This window comes from Streptomyces himastatinicus ATCC 53653, assembly GCF_000158915.1.
Lineage (GTDB): Bacteria > Actinomycetota > Actinomycetes > Streptomycetales > Streptomycetaceae > Streptomyces > Streptomyces himastatinicus.
In genome coordinates, this window is sequence record NZ_GG657754.1 from 3,443,294 (window position 1) to 3,462,672 (window position 19,379).

Annotated in this window: 20 protein-coding genes and 1 pseudogene; 11 read left to right on the top strand and 10 right to left on the bottom strand. The window is 68.4% G+C overall.

The window, feature by feature from the left end; all coding sequences use genetic code 11:
- Positions 1-1,334, top strand: a 1,334-nt coding sequence (locus SSOG_RS13980; protein ID WP_039937529.1) for an L-serine ammonia-lyase, incomplete at its 5' end; no start/stop codon positions are given.
- A 9-nt stretch (positions 1,335-1,343) separates the two neighbouring features.
- Here the strand turns inward: SSOG_RS13980 and SSOG_RS13985 are convergent.
- Genes SSOG_RS13985 through SSOG_RS13995 form a run of 3 tightly spaced genes read right to left on the bottom strand, consistent with a single transcriptional unit; the run spans position 1,344 to position 3,772 of the window.
- Positions 1,344-1,847 carry a hypothetical protein gene (locus tag SSOG_RS13985; RefSeq protein WP_009714875.1) on the bottom strand — a complete coding sequence of 168 codons (504 nt, stop codon included), beginning with the start codon at positions 1,845-1,847 and terminating at the stop codon, positions 1,344-1,346.
- Positions 1,848-1,906: 59 nt separating this feature from the next.
- A complete protein-coding gene (locus SSOG_RS13990; RefSeq protein ID WP_009714876.1) occupies positions 1,907-2,404 on the bottom strand; it encodes a hypothetical protein in 498 nt (165 codons plus the stop codon).
- A gap of 30 nt (positions 2,405-2,434) precedes the next feature.
- Positions 2,435-3,772: a hypothetical protein gene (locus SSOG_RS13995; protein WP_009714877.1), complete on the bottom strand. Its 1,338-nt coding sequence runs from the start codon at positions 3,770-3,772 to the stop codon at positions 2,435-2,437.
- Positions 3,773-4,503: 731 nt separating this feature from the next.
- Here SSOG_RS13995 and SSOG_RS58440 point away from each other — a divergent pair.
- The 5 genes and pseudogenes from SSOG_RS58440 to SSOG_RS52345 all read left to right on the top strand — a co-directional run.
- A pseudogene (locus tag SSOG_RS58440) lies at positions 4,504-5,172 on the top strand (PrsW family glutamic-type intramembrane protease); the annotation flags it as partial.
- Positions 5,173-5,949: 777 nt separating this feature from the next.
- Positions 5,950-9,711: a DUF6531 domain-containing protein gene (locus SSOG_RS14000; RefSeq protein WP_009714878.1), complete on the top strand. Its 3,762-nt coding sequence runs from the start codon at positions 5,950-5,952 to the stop codon at positions 9,709-9,711.
- Entirely contained in the window at positions 9,708-9,965 is a 258-nt protein-coding gene (locus SSOG_RS14005) for a hypothetical protein (protein ID WP_009714879.1), read from the top strand. Before SSOG_RS14000 ends, SSOG_RS14005 begins: the two co-directional genes overlap by 4 nt.
- 277 nt (positions 9,966-10,242) lie before the next feature.
- A complete protein-coding gene (locus SSOG_RS14010) occupies positions 10,243-10,587 on the top strand; it encodes a hypothetical protein (RefSeq protein ID WP_039937533.1) in 345 nt (114 codons plus the stop codon).
- Between the two features lie 95 nt (positions 10,588-10,682).
- Positions 10,683-11,102: a hypothetical protein gene (locus tag SSOG_RS52345; RefSeq protein ID WP_154685933.1), complete on the top strand. Its 420-nt coding sequence runs from the start codon at positions 10,683-10,685 to the stop codon at positions 11,100-11,102.
- A gap of 97 nt (positions 11,103-11,199) precedes the next feature.
- Here the strand turns inward: SSOG_RS52345 and SSOG_RS14020 are convergent, their stop codons facing one another.
- Both SSOG_RS14020 and SSOG_RS14025 read right to left on the bottom strand, forming a co-directional pair.
- Entirely contained in the window at positions 11,200-11,424 is a 225-nt protein-coding gene (locus SSOG_RS14020) for a DUF397 domain-containing protein (protein WP_009714881.1), read from the bottom strand.
- On the bottom strand, positions 11,421-12,245 hold the full coding sequence (locus tag SSOG_RS14025) for a helix-turn-helix domain-containing protein (protein WP_039937536.1): 825 nt from the start codon (positions 12,243-12,245) through the stop codon (positions 11,421-11,423). Before SSOG_RS14025 ends, SSOG_RS14020 begins: the two co-directional genes overlap by 4 nt.
- Positions 12,246-12,378: 133 nt before the next feature.
- Here SSOG_RS14025 and SSOG_RS14030 point away from each other — a divergent pair, with 133 nt between their 5' ends.
- The 5 genes from SSOG_RS14030 to SSOG_RS14050 all read left to right on the top strand — a co-directional run bounded on the left by SSOG_RS14030 (position 12,379) and on the right by SSOG_RS14050 (position 15,203).
- Complete coding sequence (locus SSOG_RS14030; RefSeq protein WP_009714883.1) at positions 12,379-12,576, top strand: hypothetical protein; 198 nt, start codon at positions 12,379-12,381, stop codon at positions 12,574-12,576.
- Entirely contained in the window at positions 12,573-12,800 is a 228-nt protein-coding gene (locus SSOG_RS14035; RefSeq protein ID WP_009714884.1) for a hypothetical protein, read from the top strand. The genes SSOG_RS14030 and SSOG_RS14035 overlap by 4 nt, the downstream gene beginning before the upstream one ends.
- A 31-nt stretch (positions 12,801-12,831) precedes the next feature.
- Positions 12,832-14,034: an aromatic acid exporter family protein gene (locus tag SSOG_RS14040; protein ID WP_009714885.1), complete on the top strand. Its 1,203-nt coding sequence runs from the start codon at positions 12,832-12,834 to the stop codon at positions 14,032-14,034.
- A 175-nt stretch (positions 14,035-14,209) separates the two neighbouring features.
- Positions 14,210-14,836 carry a glycoside hydrolase family 25 protein gene (locus SSOG_RS14045; RefSeq protein WP_009714886.1) on the top strand — a complete coding sequence of 209 codons (627 nt, stop codon included), beginning with the start codon at positions 14,210-14,212 and terminating at the stop codon, positions 14,834-14,836.
- A 58-nt stretch (positions 14,837-14,894) separates the two neighbouring features.
- Positions 14,895-15,203 (top strand): hypothetical protein, encoded by a 309-nt coding sequence (locus tag SSOG_RS14050; RefSeq protein WP_039937539.1) that lies wholly within the window; start codon positions 14,895-14,897, stop codon positions 15,201-15,203.
- A gap of 43 nt (positions 15,204-15,246) precedes the next feature.
- Here SSOG_RS14050 and SSOG_RS14055 read toward each other — a convergent pair whose 3' ends face one another.
- The 5 genes from SSOG_RS14055 to SSOG_RS14075 form a co-directional block, all read right to left on the bottom strand.
- Complete coding sequence (locus tag SSOG_RS14055) at positions 15,247-15,462, bottom strand: EF-hand domain-containing protein (protein WP_009714888.1); 216 nt, start codon at positions 15,460-15,462, stop codon at positions 15,247-15,249.
- A 77-nt stretch (positions 15,463-15,539) separates the two neighbouring features.
- A complete protein-coding gene (locus SSOG_RS14060) occupies positions 15,540-16,157 on the bottom strand; it encodes an N-acetylmuramoyl-L-alanine amidase (RefSeq protein ID WP_009714889.1) in 618 nt (205 codons plus the stop codon).
- 356 nt (positions 16,158-16,513) lie between these two features.
- Positions 16,514-17,020 carry an ATP-binding protein gene (locus SSOG_RS14065; protein WP_039941062.1) on the bottom strand — a complete coding sequence of 169 codons (507 nt, stop codon included), beginning with the start codon at positions 17,018-17,020 and terminating at the stop codon, positions 16,514-16,516.
- A gap of 256 nt (positions 17,021-17,276) precedes the next feature.
- Positions 17,277-18,044 (bottom strand): enoyl-CoA hydratase/isomerase family protein, encoded by a 768-nt coding sequence (locus tag SSOG_RS14070; RefSeq protein WP_009714891.1) that lies wholly within the window; start codon positions 18,042-18,044, stop codon positions 17,277-17,279.
- Between the two features lie 44 nt (positions 18,045-18,088).
- Positions 18,089-19,315: a L,D-transpeptidase gene (locus tag SSOG_RS14075; protein WP_009714892.1), complete on the bottom strand. Its 1,227-nt coding sequence runs from the start codon at positions 19,313-19,315 to the stop codon at positions 18,089-18,091.
- Positions 19,316-19,379: the final 64 nt, after the last annotated feature.

Genomic DNA, 19,379 nt, shown 5'->3' on the forward strand with positions numbered 1-19,379 from the left:
GCTCGCACACCGTCGGCCCGATGCGGGCGGCACGGCTGTTCGTCCGCCGGCTGAAGAACGAGGGCCTGCTGGCCCCCACCGCCGCGGTGCGGGCGGAGCTGTTCGGCTCCCTGGGCGCCACCGGCCACGGCCACGGCACCCCCAAGGCCGTGCTGCTCGGCCTGGAGGGCCACTCCCCGCGCACCGTCGACGTCGAGGCCGCCGACGGCGAGGTCGAGCGCATCCGCACCACCAAGCGGCTGCGACTGCTCGCCGCCGAGATCGAGGGCGGTCACGAGATCGACTTCGACGAGTCCGACGAGCTGATCCTGCACCGCCGCCGCTCGCTGCCGTACCACGCCAACGGCATGACCCTCTTCGCGTACGACGAGTCCGGCCATCCGCTGCTGGAGAAGACCTACTACTCGGTCGGCGGCGGCTTCGTCGTCGACGAGGACGCCGTCGGCGAGGACCGCATCAAGCTCGACGACACCGTCCTGAAGTACTCCTTCCGCACCGGCGACGAACTCCTGCGGCTCTCCCGCGAGACCGGCCTGTCCATCTCCGCCCTGATGCTGGAGAACGAGAAGGCGTGGCGTACCGAGGAGGAGATCCGTGCGGGTCTGCTGGAGATCTGGCAGGTCATGGAGGACTGCGTCTCCCGTGGCCTCGGTCAGGAGGGCATCCTGCCCGGCGGGCTGAAGGTCCGCCGCCGCGCTGCCAACGCCGCCCGTGCCCTGCGTTCCGAGGGCGACGCGGCCGCCCGTGCGATGGAGTGGGTGACCCTGTACGCGATGGCGGTCAACGAGGAGAACGCGGCCGGTGGCCGTGTCGTCACCGCCCCGACGAACGGCGCCGCCGGGATCATCCCGGCCGTCCTGCACTACTACACCCGCTTCGTCCCCGGCGCCGACGAGGAAGGCATCATCCGCTTCCTCCTCGCCGCCGGTGCCATCGGCATGCTCTTCAAGGAGAACGCCTCCATCTCCGGCGCCGAGGTCGGCTGCCAGGGCGAGGTCGGCTCCGCCTGCTCCATGGCCGCCGGCGGCCTCGCCGAGGTGCTGGGCGGCAGCCCGGAGCAGGTCGAGAACGCCGCCGAGATCGGCATGGAACACAACCTCGGCCTGACCTGCGACCCCGTCGGCGGGCTGGTGCAGATCCCCTGCATCGAGCGCAACGGCATGGCCGCGGTCAAGGCCGTGACCGCCGCGCGGATGGCGCTGCGCGGCGACGGCCGCCACCATGTCTCCCTCGACAAGGTCATCAAGACCATGAAGGACACCGGCGCCGACATGAAGGTCAAGTACAAGGAGACGGCGCGGGGCGGGCTCGCGGTCAACGTCATCGAATGCTGACGCGGCCGGTCACGGCTGGCCCAGGATCACTCCGCGCCATGTCCATCCCGCCTTGAGAACTGTGTCGCGCAGGGGGTCCTTGAGTTCCGCGGTGTCGAAGCGGAACGTCTCCGTTGCCTCAAGACGGCCATCGGCCCCGCGCCCGATCGACCACCGCAGGGATTTCGTGTTGGCCGGGCCGCGAACATATCTCTTGGACACCGGCATGTTCCCAATCCGGTCGACCTCCCACATTCGGTCGAGGGCACGCACCTCGTGATTCTCCGGGACGAGGCGCATCCGGATCTCAATGGCTCGGCTCAATTGGGACCTGATGAAAAAGTTCCGCCAGGCCGGTTCCTTGAGCTTCCACTCCGCGACCAGGTCGACCCCCTCCGGGGTGCCATCGCGAATGACGTACGGAACGTCCGACCCACACAAGTCGAGCAGTGCGGCCCGGACCTCATGGGCGGGCCGCGGCTCGACACCGCCGCTTGGTCGCTTCGTGCCGGTCAGTTTGTCAAAGAGGCCCATTGGATCAACCTATGAGTGTGGGGTAGTCGGCGCAAGAACTTCGGTCTCGACACGATGCGTTAGGCCGACGTCCTGGTTTCCGGGCGAACGGTGCGTACGAATTCACGGAAATCCTCCAGTACGCTGTCGAATTGGTCCGCCGTGGCGGTCAGAGCCAGCCGGATCACCGAACGCTTGCTTGGGTCATCGATGTCCAGCATGGACAAATACACCTGCGACTGGACGAGATCGCGGCGCACGCCACCGGCGACGGCCGATAGGGCCAGCTCCTGGGTCAGCCCTGGCGCGTCGACTGAGCCGATTTCGTCGCGGCCGGTCACCCATAGCGACTCGGCGATCTCGCGCATGCGTTGCACAGACTCATCGGCGATCTCGGCCAGCGCCGACGCGTCCGGCCGGAAATCGCCGTCGACGGTGATGTTGGCGGTGAACCCGGCGTCCGGCTGCGGATGCCGCGCGACGAAGGCCACGTCCGGCGCGCCAACCTGGTCCGGAGGAACGGCGTACCAGCCCTCCGGTAGGCGAAATTCGATCGATACCGGCAGCACCATGGGCATCTCGGGCTCTCCTTTCTGGGTAGTAAGAGGTCAGAACAGGTCGGTAATGCCGTCCTTGACCGATCCGGCCGCGTCACCGATATCGCCCATCGCATCGGCCGCCTTGCCTGCTGTGTCGGAGATCTTGTCCGGATCGAAGGTGAGCTCCATTCCCACAGAACCCCCGACAGGAAGGGACGCACCTAGTTCCCCGCCGATATGGAATTTTCCGTCATCCTCCTTGCCGAACGTCAACTCGGCCTTAGCACCCGGGCCGGCCCAGCCTTCGCCCGTCACGCCGGCGCTGATCCCACCGGACTCGAAGCCTCCAGTGGCGGTTCCCTTCGCCCCGGCGAACAGTTCCCCACCGATTTTGCCCCCATCCTTACCGGCCTCGGCCGTGACCGAGGCCTCAGCGCCACCGAACCCGGTAAGCCGCCCGAAAACACCGTGCGTTCCGGCATTGGCGTGCCCCTCGGCCATCGCCCGCACACCCAGCGACGCCTCGGCGTTGGCATCGATGCCCTTGTCGCTGAATCCGTAGCTCTTCGTGGCCCTGCCACCCCCATAGAGATCGCCAATCCCCGAGAGCTTCACGTGCCCATTGGTCGCCGATCCTTCCCCAGTGATATGAAAGAGGTCGGCGTATGCCTTGTCCATGCCTTGCCTACCGTAGGCAGGGCCGCTGCTGGACGTACCGAGGTCGGGTCCGGTCATGTCGAACTTACCCTTTTTAGTCCATCCGTCGGCTTTCGTGGCGCTGGACTTTTCCGGCACTCCGGCCTTCTTCAGATCACCTACGGCATGCGCGTTGAACCCGTTGAAGCCGATGCCGTCGAGCGAGGTGTCACCCACCGCGCGGGTCAGCGCCCGCTTCACGCTCTGGTCGGCTTCGTCCACCTCATTCACCGCTTTGGTGATCCTGTCGGTCCACTTCTGAGCCCGTTCCTTGGCATGGGACAACGACGTCATGTAGTCCGGGTCGTGGCGGGCGGCGTACTGCTCCTTCTCGGAGAGCTTGTCGAAACCGACATAGGTGGCCTTGCCCGTGCTGTCGACCTTGTAGTCCTTCTCCACGGCGTCGTCGACCAGATCCTTGACCGCCTTCTTCAGCCGGGTCAGCTCGGTGTGGGCCTCCTTCAGGAGACGGGCGATGGCCTGCGCCTCCTTCTTGGCCGCCGCGAATTCGTAGGCCGTCGCCTTGGAGGTGCTCTGCTGCGCCTCCTGGGCCTGCCCCCGCCAGCTGCCGTCGCCCAGGGCGCCCTGCACATGCTTCTGGTAGTCGTCCTTCACGTCGCCCATGAGCTCACCCATCTTCCGCCAGACTTCGGACGCGTCCGACAGCAGCGAAAGATCGGTGGTCATCACATCCTGGTAAGTCAGTGACATGGTCGTTCCCCCGGTTCATACCTGATCGAGACGGCTGGGGGACGGCAGTCGGCCCATCGAGCCGAACTGTCCCCCGGTAGCGGGAAACTGGCCGTGAAAGAAAGGGTTCGCGCCGAAGCCGGCGGCCGGGCAGCAGGTGCTGCCCACTGAGTTCCGCAGTACCAGGGACAGCCGCATCCGCTGCCCTGTGAAGCCCCCGGAACGCATGGCCGCCCTTCACTACGTGTATTTCCACCCGTTCGACGCCGAATTGGGCGCAGGCCAGGCATCCTGGCACGCACCCTACATGCGGTGAGGTTCGAACGAAGCGCCCGGTCGCGTACAAGGAGCAGGCCCTGGCGGCGCGTTGCCCAGCGTCGTGAGAAACGCGGTGAGCGCACTCACCTTCACGGATTCACACACACCATCCGAAGACATCCGCCCGGGAGGCCGGACCGGCCGGGGTGTCACCCCAGGTGCAGCAGCGCGCCACCACTGGCGCACAGGGCGATGCCCAGACCTGAGATCCGCAACCGTGATTCCGGGGAGAACATGAACGCCCCGATCCCAGGGCCCGGCCATTATCGGATTCAGATCTGGCCGACTCCGCGAGCCGGCGGCAGGGACAGCGCTGTCGGTGGCGACTGGCAGAGCGCCGCGCGCCCCCGAAGTGCCTTGCCCTGAAGGAGAGTTCGACTTAGCGTGACGGGCCGGTAGCAGCGTCGGAGGGGGCACGGGGCGTGGGGTTCTGGATGGCTGCTGCGTCGGTGTGGGCCGTGCTGCAACTGTTGTTGCTGTCCTGGCCGGTGCGGACGGTGCGGTGGCCGACGGTGCTGCTCGCCTTCGGGGTGGGTGCGTACGGCTGCGGTGTGGTCTCGATGCTGCTGGAGCTGGTGGTGGCACGCCAGTTGGCGACCGCACAAGGGAAGTCGCTGGCAGCCGTCATGGACGCGGTGTCGTGGACGACGGCTCCGGTGGTGGAGGAGCTGCTGAAGGTCGCACCGCTCCTGATCGCCGGGTGGGCGCTGCGCGGGCGGATGCAGTGGGGGCTGGCGGACTTCGTGGTGCTCGGCGGCGCCGCCGGGGCGGGGTTCAGCCTGCTGGAGAACCTGCTGACCTATGCCGAGTCCGGAGACAAGGCGCTTCCCGTGGATGAGGGCGGCTGGCAGATCGCGCAGAGCTTGGCCGACCATCCGTACGTTCCCGGCCCCGGGCAGATCCTCGGCAGCTGGTTTCCCGCGCCGACCGGCACCGTCGACATCGTCCGGGGTCCGGTGCTCCCCTACGAGGTGCACATCTTCACCAGCGTGCTCGGCGGGCTGGCGGTGGGGCTGCTGTGGTGCGGTGCCCGCGTGCTGGCCCGGGCCGCGGCGCTGGTGCCAATGGCCGGGGCGCTGGCGATCCACTGGGTGTACAACTACGCCGCCTTCGAGCACGACGACACCGCGATGGAGTGGCGGGAGAGGCTGGCCGGGGACTGGGGGCTGTGGATCGTCCTGGGGTGTCTCGCCGCCGCGTGGATCTGGGATCTGCGCCGGTCCCGCCTGGGCCGGCGGCGTGAGCCCGGTGCCGTACTGGCTGCCGAACGCCAGGGCCGGACCGCCGCGGAAGTGCTCTTCGGGTACGCCCTGCTGCGTCTTCCGGCCACCTGGATCATCGCGCTGGGCTACGCCCGGCAGCGCCGGGCGCTGCTCTACGCCGCGGCCCACCCCCGTACCCGCGCGGAGAGGCTGGAGCCGCTGCGCGAGTCAGTCGTCCGGCAGACCCGGCACATGGACGCGACCCACAGCCAGGAGGCCTGGCGTGGCGTGAGCTTCGGGCAGCTGTGGCGCCGGGCCCGGGAGCAGCGTCCCCGCATGCCGGGGCACGAGAAGGTGCTCCTGGTGCTCGGCCTGCTGCTGGCCGTTCCTTCTCTGGCGTATCTGGCGGTGGGTTCCTTCCCGTCCGCGAAGGGTGTGCAGGAGTACTTCGCCGGGGGCACCGGGCTGCGCATCCTGGTCGGGGTGGGCCTGGCGGGGCTGTCCCTGACCGTGTGGCGGCTGATCTCCGCCGTACGCGGCTACCGGACTGCGAGCGCGTCGCCACTCGGCGAGACGGTCGCCCTGGTCCAGTTCCGCATCGCCGTCTGCACGGGCAGTCTCGTCGTCGGCGGCCTGCTGCTGTCGCGCTGGCCGGCGATCGCCGACGGTGAGGCTCCCTTGGCGGGCTACCGCATCCTGGGCGCCGACGGCTTTCTCCTGTCGAAGCTCCTCGAGGTCGGTCTTCCCCTCCTCCTCACCCTCGCCATGTTCGCCATGCCGTACGCGCTGCCGCTGGAACTCGCCATGGGCGGCGGGCTGGCGGAGACCCTGCTGATGGGCCTCGCCCCACGCGCCCTGGCCCCGATCGCCTCACGCGTCGGGGCCAGGCTGGCGGCGCGCGAGGCGACGCAGTGGGCGCGCGGGGCGCTTCGGGGCGGTGGCCGGGGCGTGTTCTCCCGTACGTGGGACCGCATACGGCACGGCCGTACGGACCCGGTGGACCTGGCGACCGGGCGGATGTTCCTGCCGCAGACGGATGTGGAGCTGGCGGGGGTGCTGCCGCTGGTGTTCTCCCGCCGGGTGGACTCCGGATACCGGGCCGGGCAGTGGTTCGGCCCGACCTGGGCCTCGACGGCCGACCAGCGGCTGGAGTCCGACGAGCAGGGCGTGGTGTTCTTCACCGAGGACGGCCTGCTGCTGGCCTATCCGCATCCGGTGCCGGGCGGCACCGCGGTCATGCCCGCGGAGGGGCCGCGGTGGCCGCTGGCACGGTCGGCGGACGGCGGCACGTACACCGTCACCGACCCCGAGGCCGGGCTCATCCGCACCTTCACCCCGCACTACGACGGGACGGCGGCACTCCTGCGGGAGATCGCCGACCGCAACGGCAACCGCATCACCTTCACCCACGACGCTTCCGGGGCGCCGGTCGAGGTCCTGCACAGCGGCGGCTACCGGCTGCGGCTGACCTCGGAGAACGGTCGGATCACCGGCCTGTACGCCGGGGACGTGCGAGTGATGGGCTACGGCTACACCGACGGCCACCTCACCGAGACCACGGGCTCCTCTGGGCTGCCGCTGCGTTTCGTCTACGACCGGGCCGGGCGGATCACCTCCTGGACCGACACCAACAACCGGTGGTTCTCCTACGCCTACGACGCATTCGACCGGGTCACCGCCGAGCGCGGCGAAGGCGGCCACTTCACCTTCCGCATCGGCTACGACGAGACCGACCCGGACTTCCCCGGCCTGAAGATCACCACCCTGACCTCCCCGGACGGTGCGGTCACCCGCTATCTGGTCGACGAGGCGCACCAGGTCGTCGGTGAGATCGACGCGGCGGGCGCGATCAGCCGCACCGCGTACGACCAGGTCGGCCGTACGGTCGCCGAGACCGACCCGCTGGGCCGCACCACGGGCTTCCGTTACGACGAACACGGGCACCTGACCGCCGTGATCCGGCCGGACGGCAGCGAGATCGGCGCGGTGCTCGACGCCCAGGGCAACCCGGTGCAGATCACCGGCCCGGGCGGCGCGGTGTGGCGCCAGACCTTCGACGCGGCAGGCAACCGCACCTCGCTCACCGACCCGCTGGACGCCACCACCCGCTACCTCTACGACGCGCGCGGCGGCCTGCTCGCCGTCACCGACGCGCTGGGCGCGACGACCCGGGTGCGCTGCGACGGGGCCGGACTTCCGGTCGAGATCACCGACCCCTTGGGGGCCACCACCCGCTACCAGCGGGACACGCTCGGCCGCGCGGTGGCCGAGACCGACCCACTGGGCGCGATCACCCGCTACGAGTGGAGCCCCGAAGGCAGGCTCCTGCGCCGCACCGCCCCGGACGGGTCGGCGGAGTCCTGGACGTACGACGGCGAGGGCAACTGCCTCACCCACACCGACCCCGTCGGCGGCACGGCCGCGTACGAGTACACCCACTTCGACCTCCTGGCCGCCCGCACCGGCCCGGACGGCGTCCGCCACGAGTTCGAGCACGACGCGGCCCTGCGGCTGACCAAGGTCACCAACCCGCAGGGCCTGACGTGGAATTACACCTACGATGCGGCAGGCCGTCTGATAGCCGAGACGGACTTCGACGACCGTAGGGTGGCCTACGAGCACGACACGGCGGGTCAACTCCTCTCGCGCACCGACCCGATGGGCCGACGCACCGACTACACCTACGACGCGCTGGGCCGCCTGGTGGCCCAGGATGCCGCCGGGCAGGTCTCGACCTTCCGCTGGGACCCGGACGGAGAATTGCTCGAAGCCGTCGGCCCGGACACCGAGCTGAACCGGGCCTACGACCCCCTCGGCCGCATGCTGTCCGAGACCGTGGACGGCCGCACCCTGCACCTGGCCTACGACGCGGCAGGGCAGCTCACCTCCCGCCGTACCCCGGCAGGGGCGGAGACCGCCTACGCGTACGACGCGGCAGGCAACCGCACCACGCTGACCACCGGGGGCAGGGAGCTGACCGTCGCCCATGACGCGTCGGGCCGCGAAATCCGGCGGAGTTGGGCGGGAGGACTGTCCCTGACCCAGGCATGGAACCCGGCGGACCGCCTCATCGGCCAGTCCTGCACCGCGGGTACGCGGAGCCTGCTGCGGCGCACCTACACCTGGCGCCCTGACGGCTACCTCTCCGGTGTCGAGGACACCACCGCCGGGCCCAGCCACTACACCCTGGACCCGGTCGGTCGCGTCACCCAGGTACGGGCCGCCACGTGGCAGGAGTCCTACGCCTACGACCCGGCGGGCAACCAGGCCCACGCCACCTGGCCGCACCAGCACCCCGGTGCGGACTCGACGGGCGAACGCGCCTACACCGGCACCCAAATACGCGCCGCGGGCACCACCCGGTACGAATACGACGCCGCAGGCCGCACCACGCTGCGCCAGAAGGCCCGCCTGCCGAGGAAGCCCGACACCTGGCGCTACACCTGGGACACCGAAGACCGCCTCACACGCGTGGTCACCCCCGACGGCACCACCTGGCACTACCGCTACGACCCCCTCGGCCGACGCACCGCCAAACAACGGCTGGCCGCTGATGGCACAGTCGCCGAGGAAACCCGCTTCACCTGGCACGGCGCCACCCTCATCGAGCAGAGCACGACCTCAACCGACTGGACCGGTCGGCAGAACCTCACCTGGGACCACGACGAGACCGGCCTGATCCCACTCGCCCAGACCACCCGCTACGCCCCGGCCGTCGACACGCCCCAGGACGAGATCGACACCCGCTTCTACGCGATCATCACCGATCTGGTCGGCACCCCCACCCACCTCGTCGACGACACCGGCCACACCGCCTGGCAGTCCCGCACGACCCTCTGGGGCACCACCACCTGGAACACCGACGCCGCCGCCTACATACCCCTCCGCTTCCCGGGCCAGTACCACGACCTGGAAACCGGCCACCACTACAACCTCCACCGCCACTACGACCCCGAAACCGCCCGCTACCTCACCCCCGACCCGCTCGGCTTGGCACCCGCGCCCAACCCCACCACCTACGTCCACAACCCCCACGTCTGGGCAGATCCAGACGGCCTCGCGCCCAAAAAGCCTTCCTACATGGTTCCGGAGCCCTTGCCTTCGGCTCCTCGGGGCGAGTTGGTTCGCTATGACCGCGTCTTCTCCCACCGGCAGGAAATCAACCTCCACGTCCCAAGACTGATCACTCCCGGTGGCCGAACACTCTCAGCACACGCTGCCGAGCGCGTCGCCGGAAGCGGGCCTGGCCGTCCACCTACGACACTGGACGTGGTGGACCACATTCTGAACAAGGGGACAAAGATCAAGTTCGATCCGTACAGGGATACCATTCAGGTGAGAGCCCCCTCACTCCCAGGAAAGCCATTCGTAGCCGTCAGCGCGAGCAACCCTCAATATGTCGTCACAGTGATGATCCCAAAGCAGGTAACTTTGCCGTGAACCCACGGGAATCTCTACTCAAGCTGATCGACGTGTTTCTATCCGGCCAGGACAGATCGATGCAGATCGTGAGTCAGATCGAAGCGGTCACCATCGACTACTTCCTTGACTCGGACGTCTATGAGATCCTCAGCGAATCCGTCTCCCTGTACCGCCCAGGGGAAGGGCTCCCGTATATGGACGAAGAAGAGATGGCGGAGTCTCTGGAGGAAGCCCGGAGAGCATTGGTGGATGACACTGGCGGAAGCGAATAAAACACACACCCAGTACTTCACACATAATGCTCCGGCTGGTCGAGGCAGCCCGCCATGCCTGCCCATGAACGCAAAGATCCACAGCGGATCGGACCGGGCCCACCATCCGTCACCCCCACCCTGGGCGAGCAGCTCCTGCTCCTCTCATTGGACGACGAGTCCGGCACCGCGAAGTCGCGACGGCTCCGGCAGAATTGCAAGGCTGGCAATGATTGAGCAGGCGGCCAGGCTCATTGAGCCGTGCGGCGGTTGCGGTCGGCCCTGCGAAGGATGGGCGGTGCAACTGGTGAAGGAGGGCAGGCTCCACTGGGAACTTGAGTGGTCCTGCAACGACTGTGGCGTTTCGCACGACGGTGATTGGGGCGCCACTCCGGACGAAGTGCGGCGACCCATCCTGGCCGAGCACGGGTATAGGCGCCTCCGAGTCGAGGGGCCGATCAGCTCTGGAGGAAAGATCCTCAGAGCGTTCCGGAACGCCTTCGGAGTATCCATCGGCGAGGCGAAGCAATCGGCCGCGGAGCTTACCGAGGAGGAAGGGTGTCGGGGAACTCTCGTGGAAGTTTCCCTGCTTGCTGAACTTCTCAAGGAGTCCGGCATCGCCACAACGATTGACCATGCCTGACGCCACCGACCGAGAGCGGCCCTTCATCTTAGGGGATGCGTAGGCGCCGGAACCGGTGCGGTGATCCACTTCCTCCCCAAGGGCTGGTGAATAGAATGGCGCGTTACACGATCACCCCGAACGAAGGGCTCGACTCTGTCCGATTCGGCGAGCCCAGGACCGGACTGCGCGAGAGGCTGGGGTCCTTCACCTCATTTCGGCGCGGCGATTCGGAGAGCCCAACTGATCAATTCCCAGAGAAGGGGCTGCTCCTGTCCTTCAACCAAGACGACTCCCTTGAACTCATCGAGGTCACCCCAGAAGCACAGGTGACGTATCAAGGGATCACCCTCTTCGGTCGCCCCTACAGGCATGTTCTCGGCGACCTGCGAGAGCACGGCATTGAGGGAACAGAAGATGATCAGGGAGTCGAGTTCACCGACCTCGGTTTCGCTCTCTTCAATCCAGCCCCGGACGACCCCGAGGAAGAGGTCCACGGAGTCTCTGTCTTTCCGCGAGACTACTACTCAATGTGACCGATGACCGACTGACTCAGAGCGCCGGGAGTTCTCCGCTGCGCGCAGCCCCGTCGCTCTCGTACGTGAGGGCGACGGGGCTGGGGGGCGCTGGGCGTCAGGGGGTGGGGAACTCTCCGCTGCGCAGGGCGGTGGTGAACGAACCCCACGCGCCCGCCGGGAAGACCAGCGCGGGCCCCGCCGGGTCCTTGCTGTCCCGGACCGGGACGACACCGGTAGCGGCGGCTATGCCAGGCGCGAACTCCACGCACTGACCTTCGTTGCCGTTGCTGTAGCTGGACTTGACCCATGCAGCAGACGACAGGTCGAGGACAGTTCTCATCGAGCGTATTCCTCCATCACTTTACGGATCATGGACAACGACTGGCGGGTATTCAGAGCCGCAGCCCGCAGTCGGTCATAGGTGGCAGTCGCGTTCGCCACCGCTTCCGGTGAATCGATGAGCTGGCCTGCCATCGCCGTGTCCGCGTAGACGATGCTGGGCCCTTCCTCGAACGTCAGAAGGGTGAAACTCTCTGCCGCTGGGGATGCCCCCACTGCGAACGGTAGTACTTGCAGGGTGATGTGCGGAGACTCCGCCTCCTTCAGGAGGTGGGCCAGCTGGGCGGCCATGACCTTGGGGCCGCCCACCTCGTTCCGCAGACACGCCTCGCTCAGGACGCACCACAGCAGCGGCGGTGCATCCTTCTCCATCACCTCCCGCCTCCGCAGTCGTCGCTCGACCTTGGCGTCGATGTCGGCCACGGTCGCCCGGGGATGGACGGCTTCGAAGATCTCCCGGGCGTACTCGGGGGTCTGGAGCATGCCCATGATGAGCGTCGCAGAGAAGTCCGAGATGCCCGTCGCCTGGCGCTCCAACTGCACGTACGGGATGAACCACTCCGGATAGCCGTGCTGGCTCGCCCGCTTCCGTAGCCGCGCGAACGTACCCGGCGTGCCGAAGATCCGGTCACACGCGTCCGCGAACTCGGGACTGGCCAGCCGTTCGCCCGCCTCCACCTTGGCCACATATTGCTGCCCGTAGTTGGCCTTCAAGCCCAACTCCCGCTGGCTCAGCCCCGCGTGCAACCGCCAGACCCGTACCTCGGCGCCGAAAAACGCGGCCCCGCTGGACGGTTCCTGTCCTTCCGTCAGCTCACTCACCTGTGAATCTCCCCTCACCCCAAGCCTCCTGGTGTGCCCCGATCCCTGTTGCGCGCGGCCCCGCAGGGCAACGCTGGGAGTACACAGGGTGATTAAAGCCCGCAAGAGACATCCAGGTCAGGAAGAACCCCCCATGGTGTTTCCCTCCGAACGCATAAACGAATCCAGCACCTGCCCCCTCTGCCTGCACTACGAGGCGCTGCGCGAAGAGGCCGAACAGGCCGGGGACTACAGCAGGGCCACCGATTACGAGGTGCTGCGCCGCCGACACCCCGACCACACCGTCCACATCCGCAGGACCCCGACGAATCCCGGAGAGCGAACCGCATGAACACGCAACGACCCGTACCCGGACAGATGGCGTACGACCCGGCCAGCGGCCGGACAGGGGTGGTGCAGGCGGTGCACAGCCCCGACGAATTGCTCTTCGACCATCAGGTGGACGGCGGCCGGGTGGCCTTTCTGCGGCCGGAGCGGGGCGGGGTCGAGTGGACGGCCGACGCCGCCACGCTCCGTCACCCCTCCCCGGGGGAGTTCATCCGTCTGACCAGGTGAGAGATCACGCCGAGGGGGAACCCATAGGCGGATGGACGGCAAGACGAGCACGGGCGGTGGGCATGACGAGGCGCGGACGCGGCGGGGGCGGCTGTGGGAGTGGGGGCGGCGGGCGGCGGTGACGCACGGGCCCGAGCGGCATACGTTGCTGCTGATCGGGAAGTGCACGCTCGCGGCCACCCTCGCCTGGTTCACGGCGGCAGACCTGCTGCACGCGCAGTCGCCCGCGTTCGCGCCGTTCTCGGCCGTCCTCATCATGAACGTGACGGTGTACCAGTCGATCGCGCAGTCCCTGCGCTATGTCGCCGCGGTGGTGACGGGGGTGGCGGTCCAGGCGGCGTTGGGGTTTCTGGCGGGGCCGGATCTGTTGACGTTCGTGCTGGTCGCGGCCATCGCGCTGACGATCGGGCAGTGGAAGGCGCTGGGGGCGCAGCGGTCGCAGGTGGCGACGGCGGCGTTCTTCGCGTTCTCCACCTATGTCTCCGCGACGAGCAATACGGAGCGGGCGACCCAGCTGGGGCAGATCGTGCTGCTCGTCCTCATCGGGTGTTCGCTCGGGCTGCTGGTGAACGTCGTGCTCGTACCGCCGCTGCGGTACCGGAGCGCGGAGCACGGGATCCGGGCGCTGGCCGGGGCGCTGGAGTCGCTGCTCGCGGACATGGGACCGGCGATGCGCGACGGGGAGTTCGCCGAGGAGCACGCGCGGCACTGGCGTTCCCGGTCCGGCCACGCCCAGGCGCTGGTCAATCAGGCGAGGTCGGGGCTACAGACCGCGGAGGAGAGTGTTCCGTTCAATCCGCGGCGGCTGCTGCCCCGGCATCGGGGGCGGACGTCGTTCGCGAACTACCGTGCCGTGCTGGACGCGCTGGAGCGGGCCGCGTATCAACTGGCGTCGCTCACCAGGAGCCTGGAGCGGTGGCGCGAGGAGGAGCGGGACGACACCTACCGGCAGTTTCTGCGGTGCTACGGCACCTTTCTCGGCTCGCTGGAGGAGATCGTGCGGGTGCTGGCCCAGCTGGACGAGACACATCTGCGGGAGCAGGCCCGGCAGTTGTGCGAACTGGCCGAGGACATGCAGGAGCAGCGCAAGACCGTCACCGAGCAGGCGGAGAGCGACGGTCTGCCGCTGGGGGATCCCACGCGGCCGTACGGGGTGCTGGTGATCGAGGCCACGCGGTTGACGGAGGAGTTCCAGTACACCTGCGACGTTCTCCAGACTCATGTGCAAGGGTGAGTCCGGGGCGACGGCATAGCATGACGGCGGGGGAGAAACACGTATTTCCCGGCCAAATCCAGTCGCACGTGCAAATACCCTGCGTGACCCCCACAGCGTTGCGTAGGGTTCTGGACCGGGCATGACAAGGGAGAGCCCGTTCCCCTTTTCAACTTCTCCCCCTGAGGCAGGAACCATGCTGCACGGCATCGACGTGAGTTCGCACCAGTCCAGCTTCGACACGGACGGGCTGGCCTTTGTCTTCATCAAGGCCACCGAGGGCCGGTCGTACATCAACCCGAAGCAGTCCTCCCAGGCGGCCAAGGCGCGAAAGGCCGGGTGCGTAGTCGGCTTCTACCACTTCCTGTGGCCCGGGAACATCGCCGCGCAGGCCCGGTACTTCGTCGAGAAGTGCGCCTCCCAGAAGCACGATCTGCTCGCCGTGGACTGGGAGACCACGGGCTCGGGAACGTATGCCAGCAACGCGGAGAAGGACCGGTTCATCCGGGAGGTCAAGAAGCTGCGGCCCACGCACCGCGTGCTGCTGTACTGCAACCGGAATTTCTGGCTCAACCACGACACCACCTCCTATGCCGGAGACGGGCTGTGGATCGCCGACTACGTCTCGGCGGGCAAGCCGCGGATCAAGGCGAAGTGGCGGATCCACCAGTACACCGACCGGCCGGTGGACAAGAACCTCGCGGACTTCTCCAGCAAGGCGTCGCTGAAGACCTGGGCCACGGTCACCCGGGTCGCGAACGCGGTCGAGGACCTCATGGACGGGGACGACGACGAAGAGGAGCGCCAGCAGAGCGAGGCGTGAGTGCCGTCGTCCGGGCTGGTCAGAGGCGTTGTCGGTGGGGGCGCCTACGCTTTCGGGTATGAGCTACGCAGACCTCCGCGAACTCCGCAGCGCGCTCACGACCGCGTCCGACATCGCCTTCTCGCTCGAGGCCGCGCCGTCGGGCCAGGAGACCGAGCTGCTCACCGACGCCCTGCGCCGGGCGCTTGCCGCGGCCGGTGCGCTGACCGCAGAGCACGGGACGACCGGATGCTCCCAGCATCCGCGCGGGGCGGTCGACCCGCTGTACGGGGATCCGGACGATCCGCTGCCGCCCGGATACGGCCGCTGCCTGCTGTGCAACGACCGCCGAAGGCGGGCGAGCGCACAGCGACGCGGCTGGCGCTGACGCGCCGGCGGCGCCGCCGTGCGGCCCGGCCGAACCCGATGGGTCAGCCCTTGTTCTGAGCGGCCCAGAACTCGTCGAAGTTGAGCTGACCGTCACCGTTGCCGTCGTGGGCGTTGATCACGGCCTGGGCGACGGGCTCCGTGACATACGGGTCCCCCAGCTGCGCCATCACGCTCTTGTACTCGGCCGCCGTGATCAGCCCGTCCCCGTTGAGGTCGTACCGCTCGAACGCTTTGCGCGCCGCCTCGATGTCCGCCACCTGTTCCGCCCCTTTCGTGCGTGAGTCTGACCCGCACAGATTAGCGGCCCCTGGCCAGAGGTCCGGCGAGCGTCCGCTCAGCCCTGGTCGACCAGCTCCATGTAGCGGTCCCAGTCCCACAGCGGACCGGGGTCGGTGTGGTCGGAGCCGGGGACTTCACTGTGGGCGATGATGTGGTCGCGGTCCTTGGGGATGGCGAAGCGGTCGCAGACGGCGGCGGTGAGGGCGGCGGACGAGGCGTACATCTCGTCGGTGAACCAGGCGGGGTCGTCCACCCAGCCCTCGTGTTCGATGCCGATGCTGCGGTTGTTGTAGTCCTTGTTGCCCGCGTGCCAGGCGACGTCCTTCTCGCGGACGAACTGCCCGATGTAGCCGTCGGCCGAGGCGACCATGTAGTGGGTGGAGACCTGCCGGGCCGGGTCCTGGAAGATCTTCACCGCGTCCGGGAACGTCTCCTGCGTCACATGGATGACGACGAACTCGATCGGGTACGCGGTGGGGCGGCTGGAGACGCGGTAGTTGGAGGTGGAGGCCGGGATCCAGTGGGTGGGGGGATAGGCGGCGGCGCGGCGGGGGCGTCTGTCACCGGCGTGGGCGGTGGCGGTGGTGGCGGCGAGGGCGAGGGCGGCGGCGCCGAGACCGGCGCCGGATCGGAGGAGGGTGCGTCGGGTGGGGGCAGGGCCGTGCGCTTCCATGGGGGGCTCCCGAATGCAGTGCCAGTACAAGGGATCTGACGGGATGTGACGCGCGTAGCGCGGTTCCATGGTGAAGCGTCGGCAGGGCCATGCCAAGAACCGACAGGCACAAGATGAACAACAAAGGAAAGTCAGGCTTCTACCCGCCATTAACAAGGCAGGTGTTACACCTCACCTTGGATTGAGTTGGTGGTGATCTACCGGGTCTGCAATAGTCAGGACCGCGACCCCCATTGACCCGGGCCCGGTCGTTCCCCGAATGCCGCGGAGCCACACCCCTTCCGCTCCTCGGCGGGGCGGACAGAGGTCCCCGGACCGTCACACGAGGACGGTCGGGACCTCTGCCCTAGGTCACCTCAAGAACTCTCCGTGACCCGCATCTCGAACCACGTCGTCTTGCCGCACGGCAGCAGATCCACGCCCCACCGCTGGGAGAGCTGATCCACCAGCATGAGGCCGCGCCCGCTGGTGTCGAGCGCCCCCACCGGCAGCAGACACGGCAGCCCGCGCGACGGATCGCGCACCTCGACCCGGACCCAGCCACGGCGGCGCAGCATCCGCAGCCCGAAGCTGCGGGCGCCGGTGTGCCGTACGGCATTGCCCACCAGCTCCGAGACGAGCAGCACCGCGTATTCGGCGAGCTGACAGGGGAGCCCCCAGTCGCGCAGCACCACGAATTCGGTCAACCGGCGGGCGGTGGCCGCGGATTCGGGCCGGGACGGCAGCCGTACCTCTTTGTCCGCAGGATTCCCGAACAGTTCGAGTGCCCTGAGAGCCGGATCCTCCTCGGCGGACGGCAGCCGCCGGACCGCAGCCGTACCAGTGCGCTGCTGCGGCTGCTCCATTCCCTCCAAGCCCGCCATGCCCCCCATGATGGCCGCCCGAAAGGCCGTCCGGGGCGGAACCAGGGGATTCCGAACACCGGAGCCCCAGGCTCCACAAACCGATCCCAGCTATGCCATTGGCAGCGCAGGGAGTCAAAACACCCCACCTGACCAGCGATGTCACCGCGCGTACAACTGATCACCCAGCGTACCGGAACCGGCCATCGGGCGGCCGCCCGGCGGGCGAAGAAATTCGCTCGCACGGGGCATACCCGGGCCATGGGAAAGAGCTGGGTCAGGAGAAACGGGCCTTGCCCGGGCCGTCCTCGACGAAGCTCCGCATTCCGATCTCCCGGTCCTCCGTGGCGAACAGCCCGGCGAACCAGTTGCGTTCGATGGCGAGCCCGGTGTCGAGGTCCGTCTCCAGACCCGCGTCCACCGACTCCTTGGCGGCGCGCAGCGCCATCGCCGGGCCCTTGGCCAGCTGCGCCGCCCAGGCGTGGGCCTGCTCGTACACCTCCTCGGCCGGTACGACGCGGTCGACCAGCCCGATGGCGACCGCCTCGTCGGCCTTCACCTGACGGCCCGTGAAGATGAGGTCCTTGGCCCGGGACGGACCCACCAGCCGGGCCAGCCGCTGGGTGCCGCCCGCGCCCGGGATCAGCCCGAGCAGGATCTCGGGCTGGCCGAGCTTGGCGTTCTCGGCGGCGATCCGGAAGTCGGCGCACAGCGCCAGCTCGCAGCCGCCGCCGAGCGCGTAACCGGTGACGGCGGCGACCACGGGCTTGGGGATGCGGGCGACGGCGGTGAACGCGTCTTGGAGGTCGCGGGAGCGGGCCACCATCGCGGCGTGGTCCATGTCCCGCATCTCCTTGATGTCCGCGCCCGCCGCGAACACCTTCTCACCGCCCCAGACGACCACGGCCCGTACGTCGTCGCGGCGGGTCACCTCCGCGGCGAGTTCCCGCAGCCGGTCCTGGGTGGCGACGTCGAGCGCGTTCATCGGGGGACGGTCGAGGCGGAAGGTGGCCACGCCGTCGGCGACCTCAAGATTCACAGTCATACGCCGCAGATTAGTGGCCGCCCCGGCTCAGCGCCCCAGTGCGCCTACGCCTTCCACTCGTCCCAGGACATGTTCCAATCGCTGAGCCCGTTGCCCGGCTGGATCGTTTCGTCGTCCGAGTTCTTCACGATGACCACGTCCCCGATGAGCGACTGGCCGAAGAACCACGCCGCCGGAGTGGAGGGATCGCCTCCGCCGCGCTGGTCGAAGAGGCCGACGCAGCCGTGGCTGACGTTGGCCGAGCCGAAGGTGGAGCGGCCCGCCCAGTAGTTGCCGTGGAGGAAGGTGCCGGAGTCCGACAGCCGCATCGCGTGCGGCACGTCCTTGATGTCGTACTCGCCCTTGAAGCCGACCGTCGCGCCGTCCATCCGGGTCACGGCGAGCTTCTCGCTGATGACCATGGTGCCGTTGTACGTCTCGTTGCCGGGCGCGCCCGCGGTGATCGGGATCGTCTTGAGGGTCTTGCCGTCCCGCTTGATCTTCATCGTGTGCGCCTTGGCGTCCACCACGGATATCTGGCTGCGGCCGATGGTGAACTTCACGGTCTTGTCCTGCTCCCCGTACACCCCCGGCCTGCCCTCGACGCCGTCGAGGTCCAGCTTCAGCGTCACCTTGGTGCCGGGCTTCCAGTACTTCTCGGGGCGGAAGTCCAGCCGGTCGTTGCCGAACCAGTGGCTCGCGATCGGCACGGACGGGGAGGCGCTGACCTTGATGGCCTTCTCGACCGCGCCCGGGTCGGTGATCCCCCGGTTGAAGCGGAGCGAGACCGGCATGCCGACGCCGACCTTGGAGCCGTCCTCGGGGCTGTAGACGCCGACGAAGGTCTCGTCGGGCTTCAGCGTGGTGAAGGTGGTGTGCTTGCGCGCCGCGCGGCCGTCCGCGTCCTTCGCGAGGGCGTCCACCGTGTACGTCGTGTCGGCGCGCAGGCGCCCGTCCGGCTTCCAGCTCGCGCCGCCCTCGGCGGTCTTCCCGGCGACCGACCGGCCCTTCTCGTCCTCGACCTTGACGGAGGTCAGCTTGCCCTTGGCGGCGGTCACCTTGAGCGCGCCGCTGGTGGCGACATCCTTCGCCTCGTCCCCCGGCTCGACCGTGACCCGGGCCTGGAACGGCCTGGGCTTGGCGGCCTCGGTGCCGTCGCCCTTCTTGCCGTCGTCGCCGGAACCGCCGCCTCCGGCGCACGCGGTCACCAGCGCCAGCAGCGCGCCGAGCACCAGCGCGAGAAGTCCCCTGCGGCCCCGCACGGTCGCCACCCCCGAAAATGGCTGCATCATCACAACAGCTCCCCTCTTCGGAGCCGCGGCCCCCGCGGCAGCCCCGTCACGCACGGACGCGCAC

Bases quoted from the DNA above. Each gene is read 5' to 3' on its own strand.
- SSOG_RS13985 (WP_009714875.1), bottom strand. From the start codon at position 1,847: ATGGGCCTCTTTGACAAACTGACCGGCACGAAGCGACCAAGCGGCGGT.
- SSOG_RS13990 (WP_009714876.1), bottom strand. From the start codon at position 2,404: ATGCCCATGGTGCTGCCGGTATCGATCGAATTTCGCCTACCGGAGGGC.
- SSOG_RS13995 (WP_009714877.1), bottom strand. From the start codon at position 3,772: ATGTCACTGACTTACCAGGATGTGATGACCACCGATCTTTCGCTGCTG.
- SSOG_RS52345 (WP_154685933.1), top strand. From the start codon at position 10,683: ATGGCGCGTTACACGATCACCCCGAACGAAGGGCTCGACTCTGTCCGA.
- SSOG_RS14020 (WP_009714881.1), bottom strand. From the start codon at position 11,424: ATGAGAACTGTCCTCGACCTGTCGTCTGCTGCATGGGTCAAGTCCAGC.
- SSOG_RS14030 (WP_009714883.1), top strand. From the start codon at position 12,379: ATGGTGTTTCCCTCCGAACGCATAAACGAATCCAGCACCTGCCCCCTC.
- SSOG_RS14035 (WP_009714884.1), top strand. From the start codon at position 12,573: ATGAACACGCAACGACCCGTACCCGGACAGATGGCGTACGACCCGGCC.
- SSOG_RS14040 (WP_009714885.1), top strand. From the start codon at position 12,832: ATGGACGGCAAGACGAGCACGGGCGGTGGGCATGACGAGGCGCGGACG.
- SSOG_RS14045 (WP_009714886.1), top strand. From the start codon at position 14,210: ATGCTGCACGGCATCGACGTGAGTTCGCACCAGTCCAGCTTCGACACG.
- SSOG_RS14050 (WP_039937539.1), top strand. From the start codon at position 14,895: ATGAGCTACGCAGACCTCCGCGAACTCCGCAGCGCGCTCACGACCGCG.
- SSOG_RS14060 (WP_009714889.1), bottom strand. From the start codon at position 16,157: ATGGAAGCGCACGGCCCTGCCCCCACCCGACGCACCCTCCTCCGATCC.
- SSOG_RS14065 (WP_039941062.1), bottom strand. From the start codon at position 17,020: ATGGCGGGCTTGGAGGGAATGGAGCAGCCGCAGCAGCGCACTGGTACG.
- SSOG_RS14070 (WP_009714891.1), bottom strand. From the start codon at position 18,044: ATGACTGTGAATCTTGAGGTCGCCGACGGCGTGGCCACCTTCCGCCTC.
- SSOG_RS14075 (WP_009714892.1), bottom strand. From the start codon at position 19,315: ATGATGCAGCCATTTTCGGGGGTGGCGACCGTGCGGGGCCGCAGGGGA.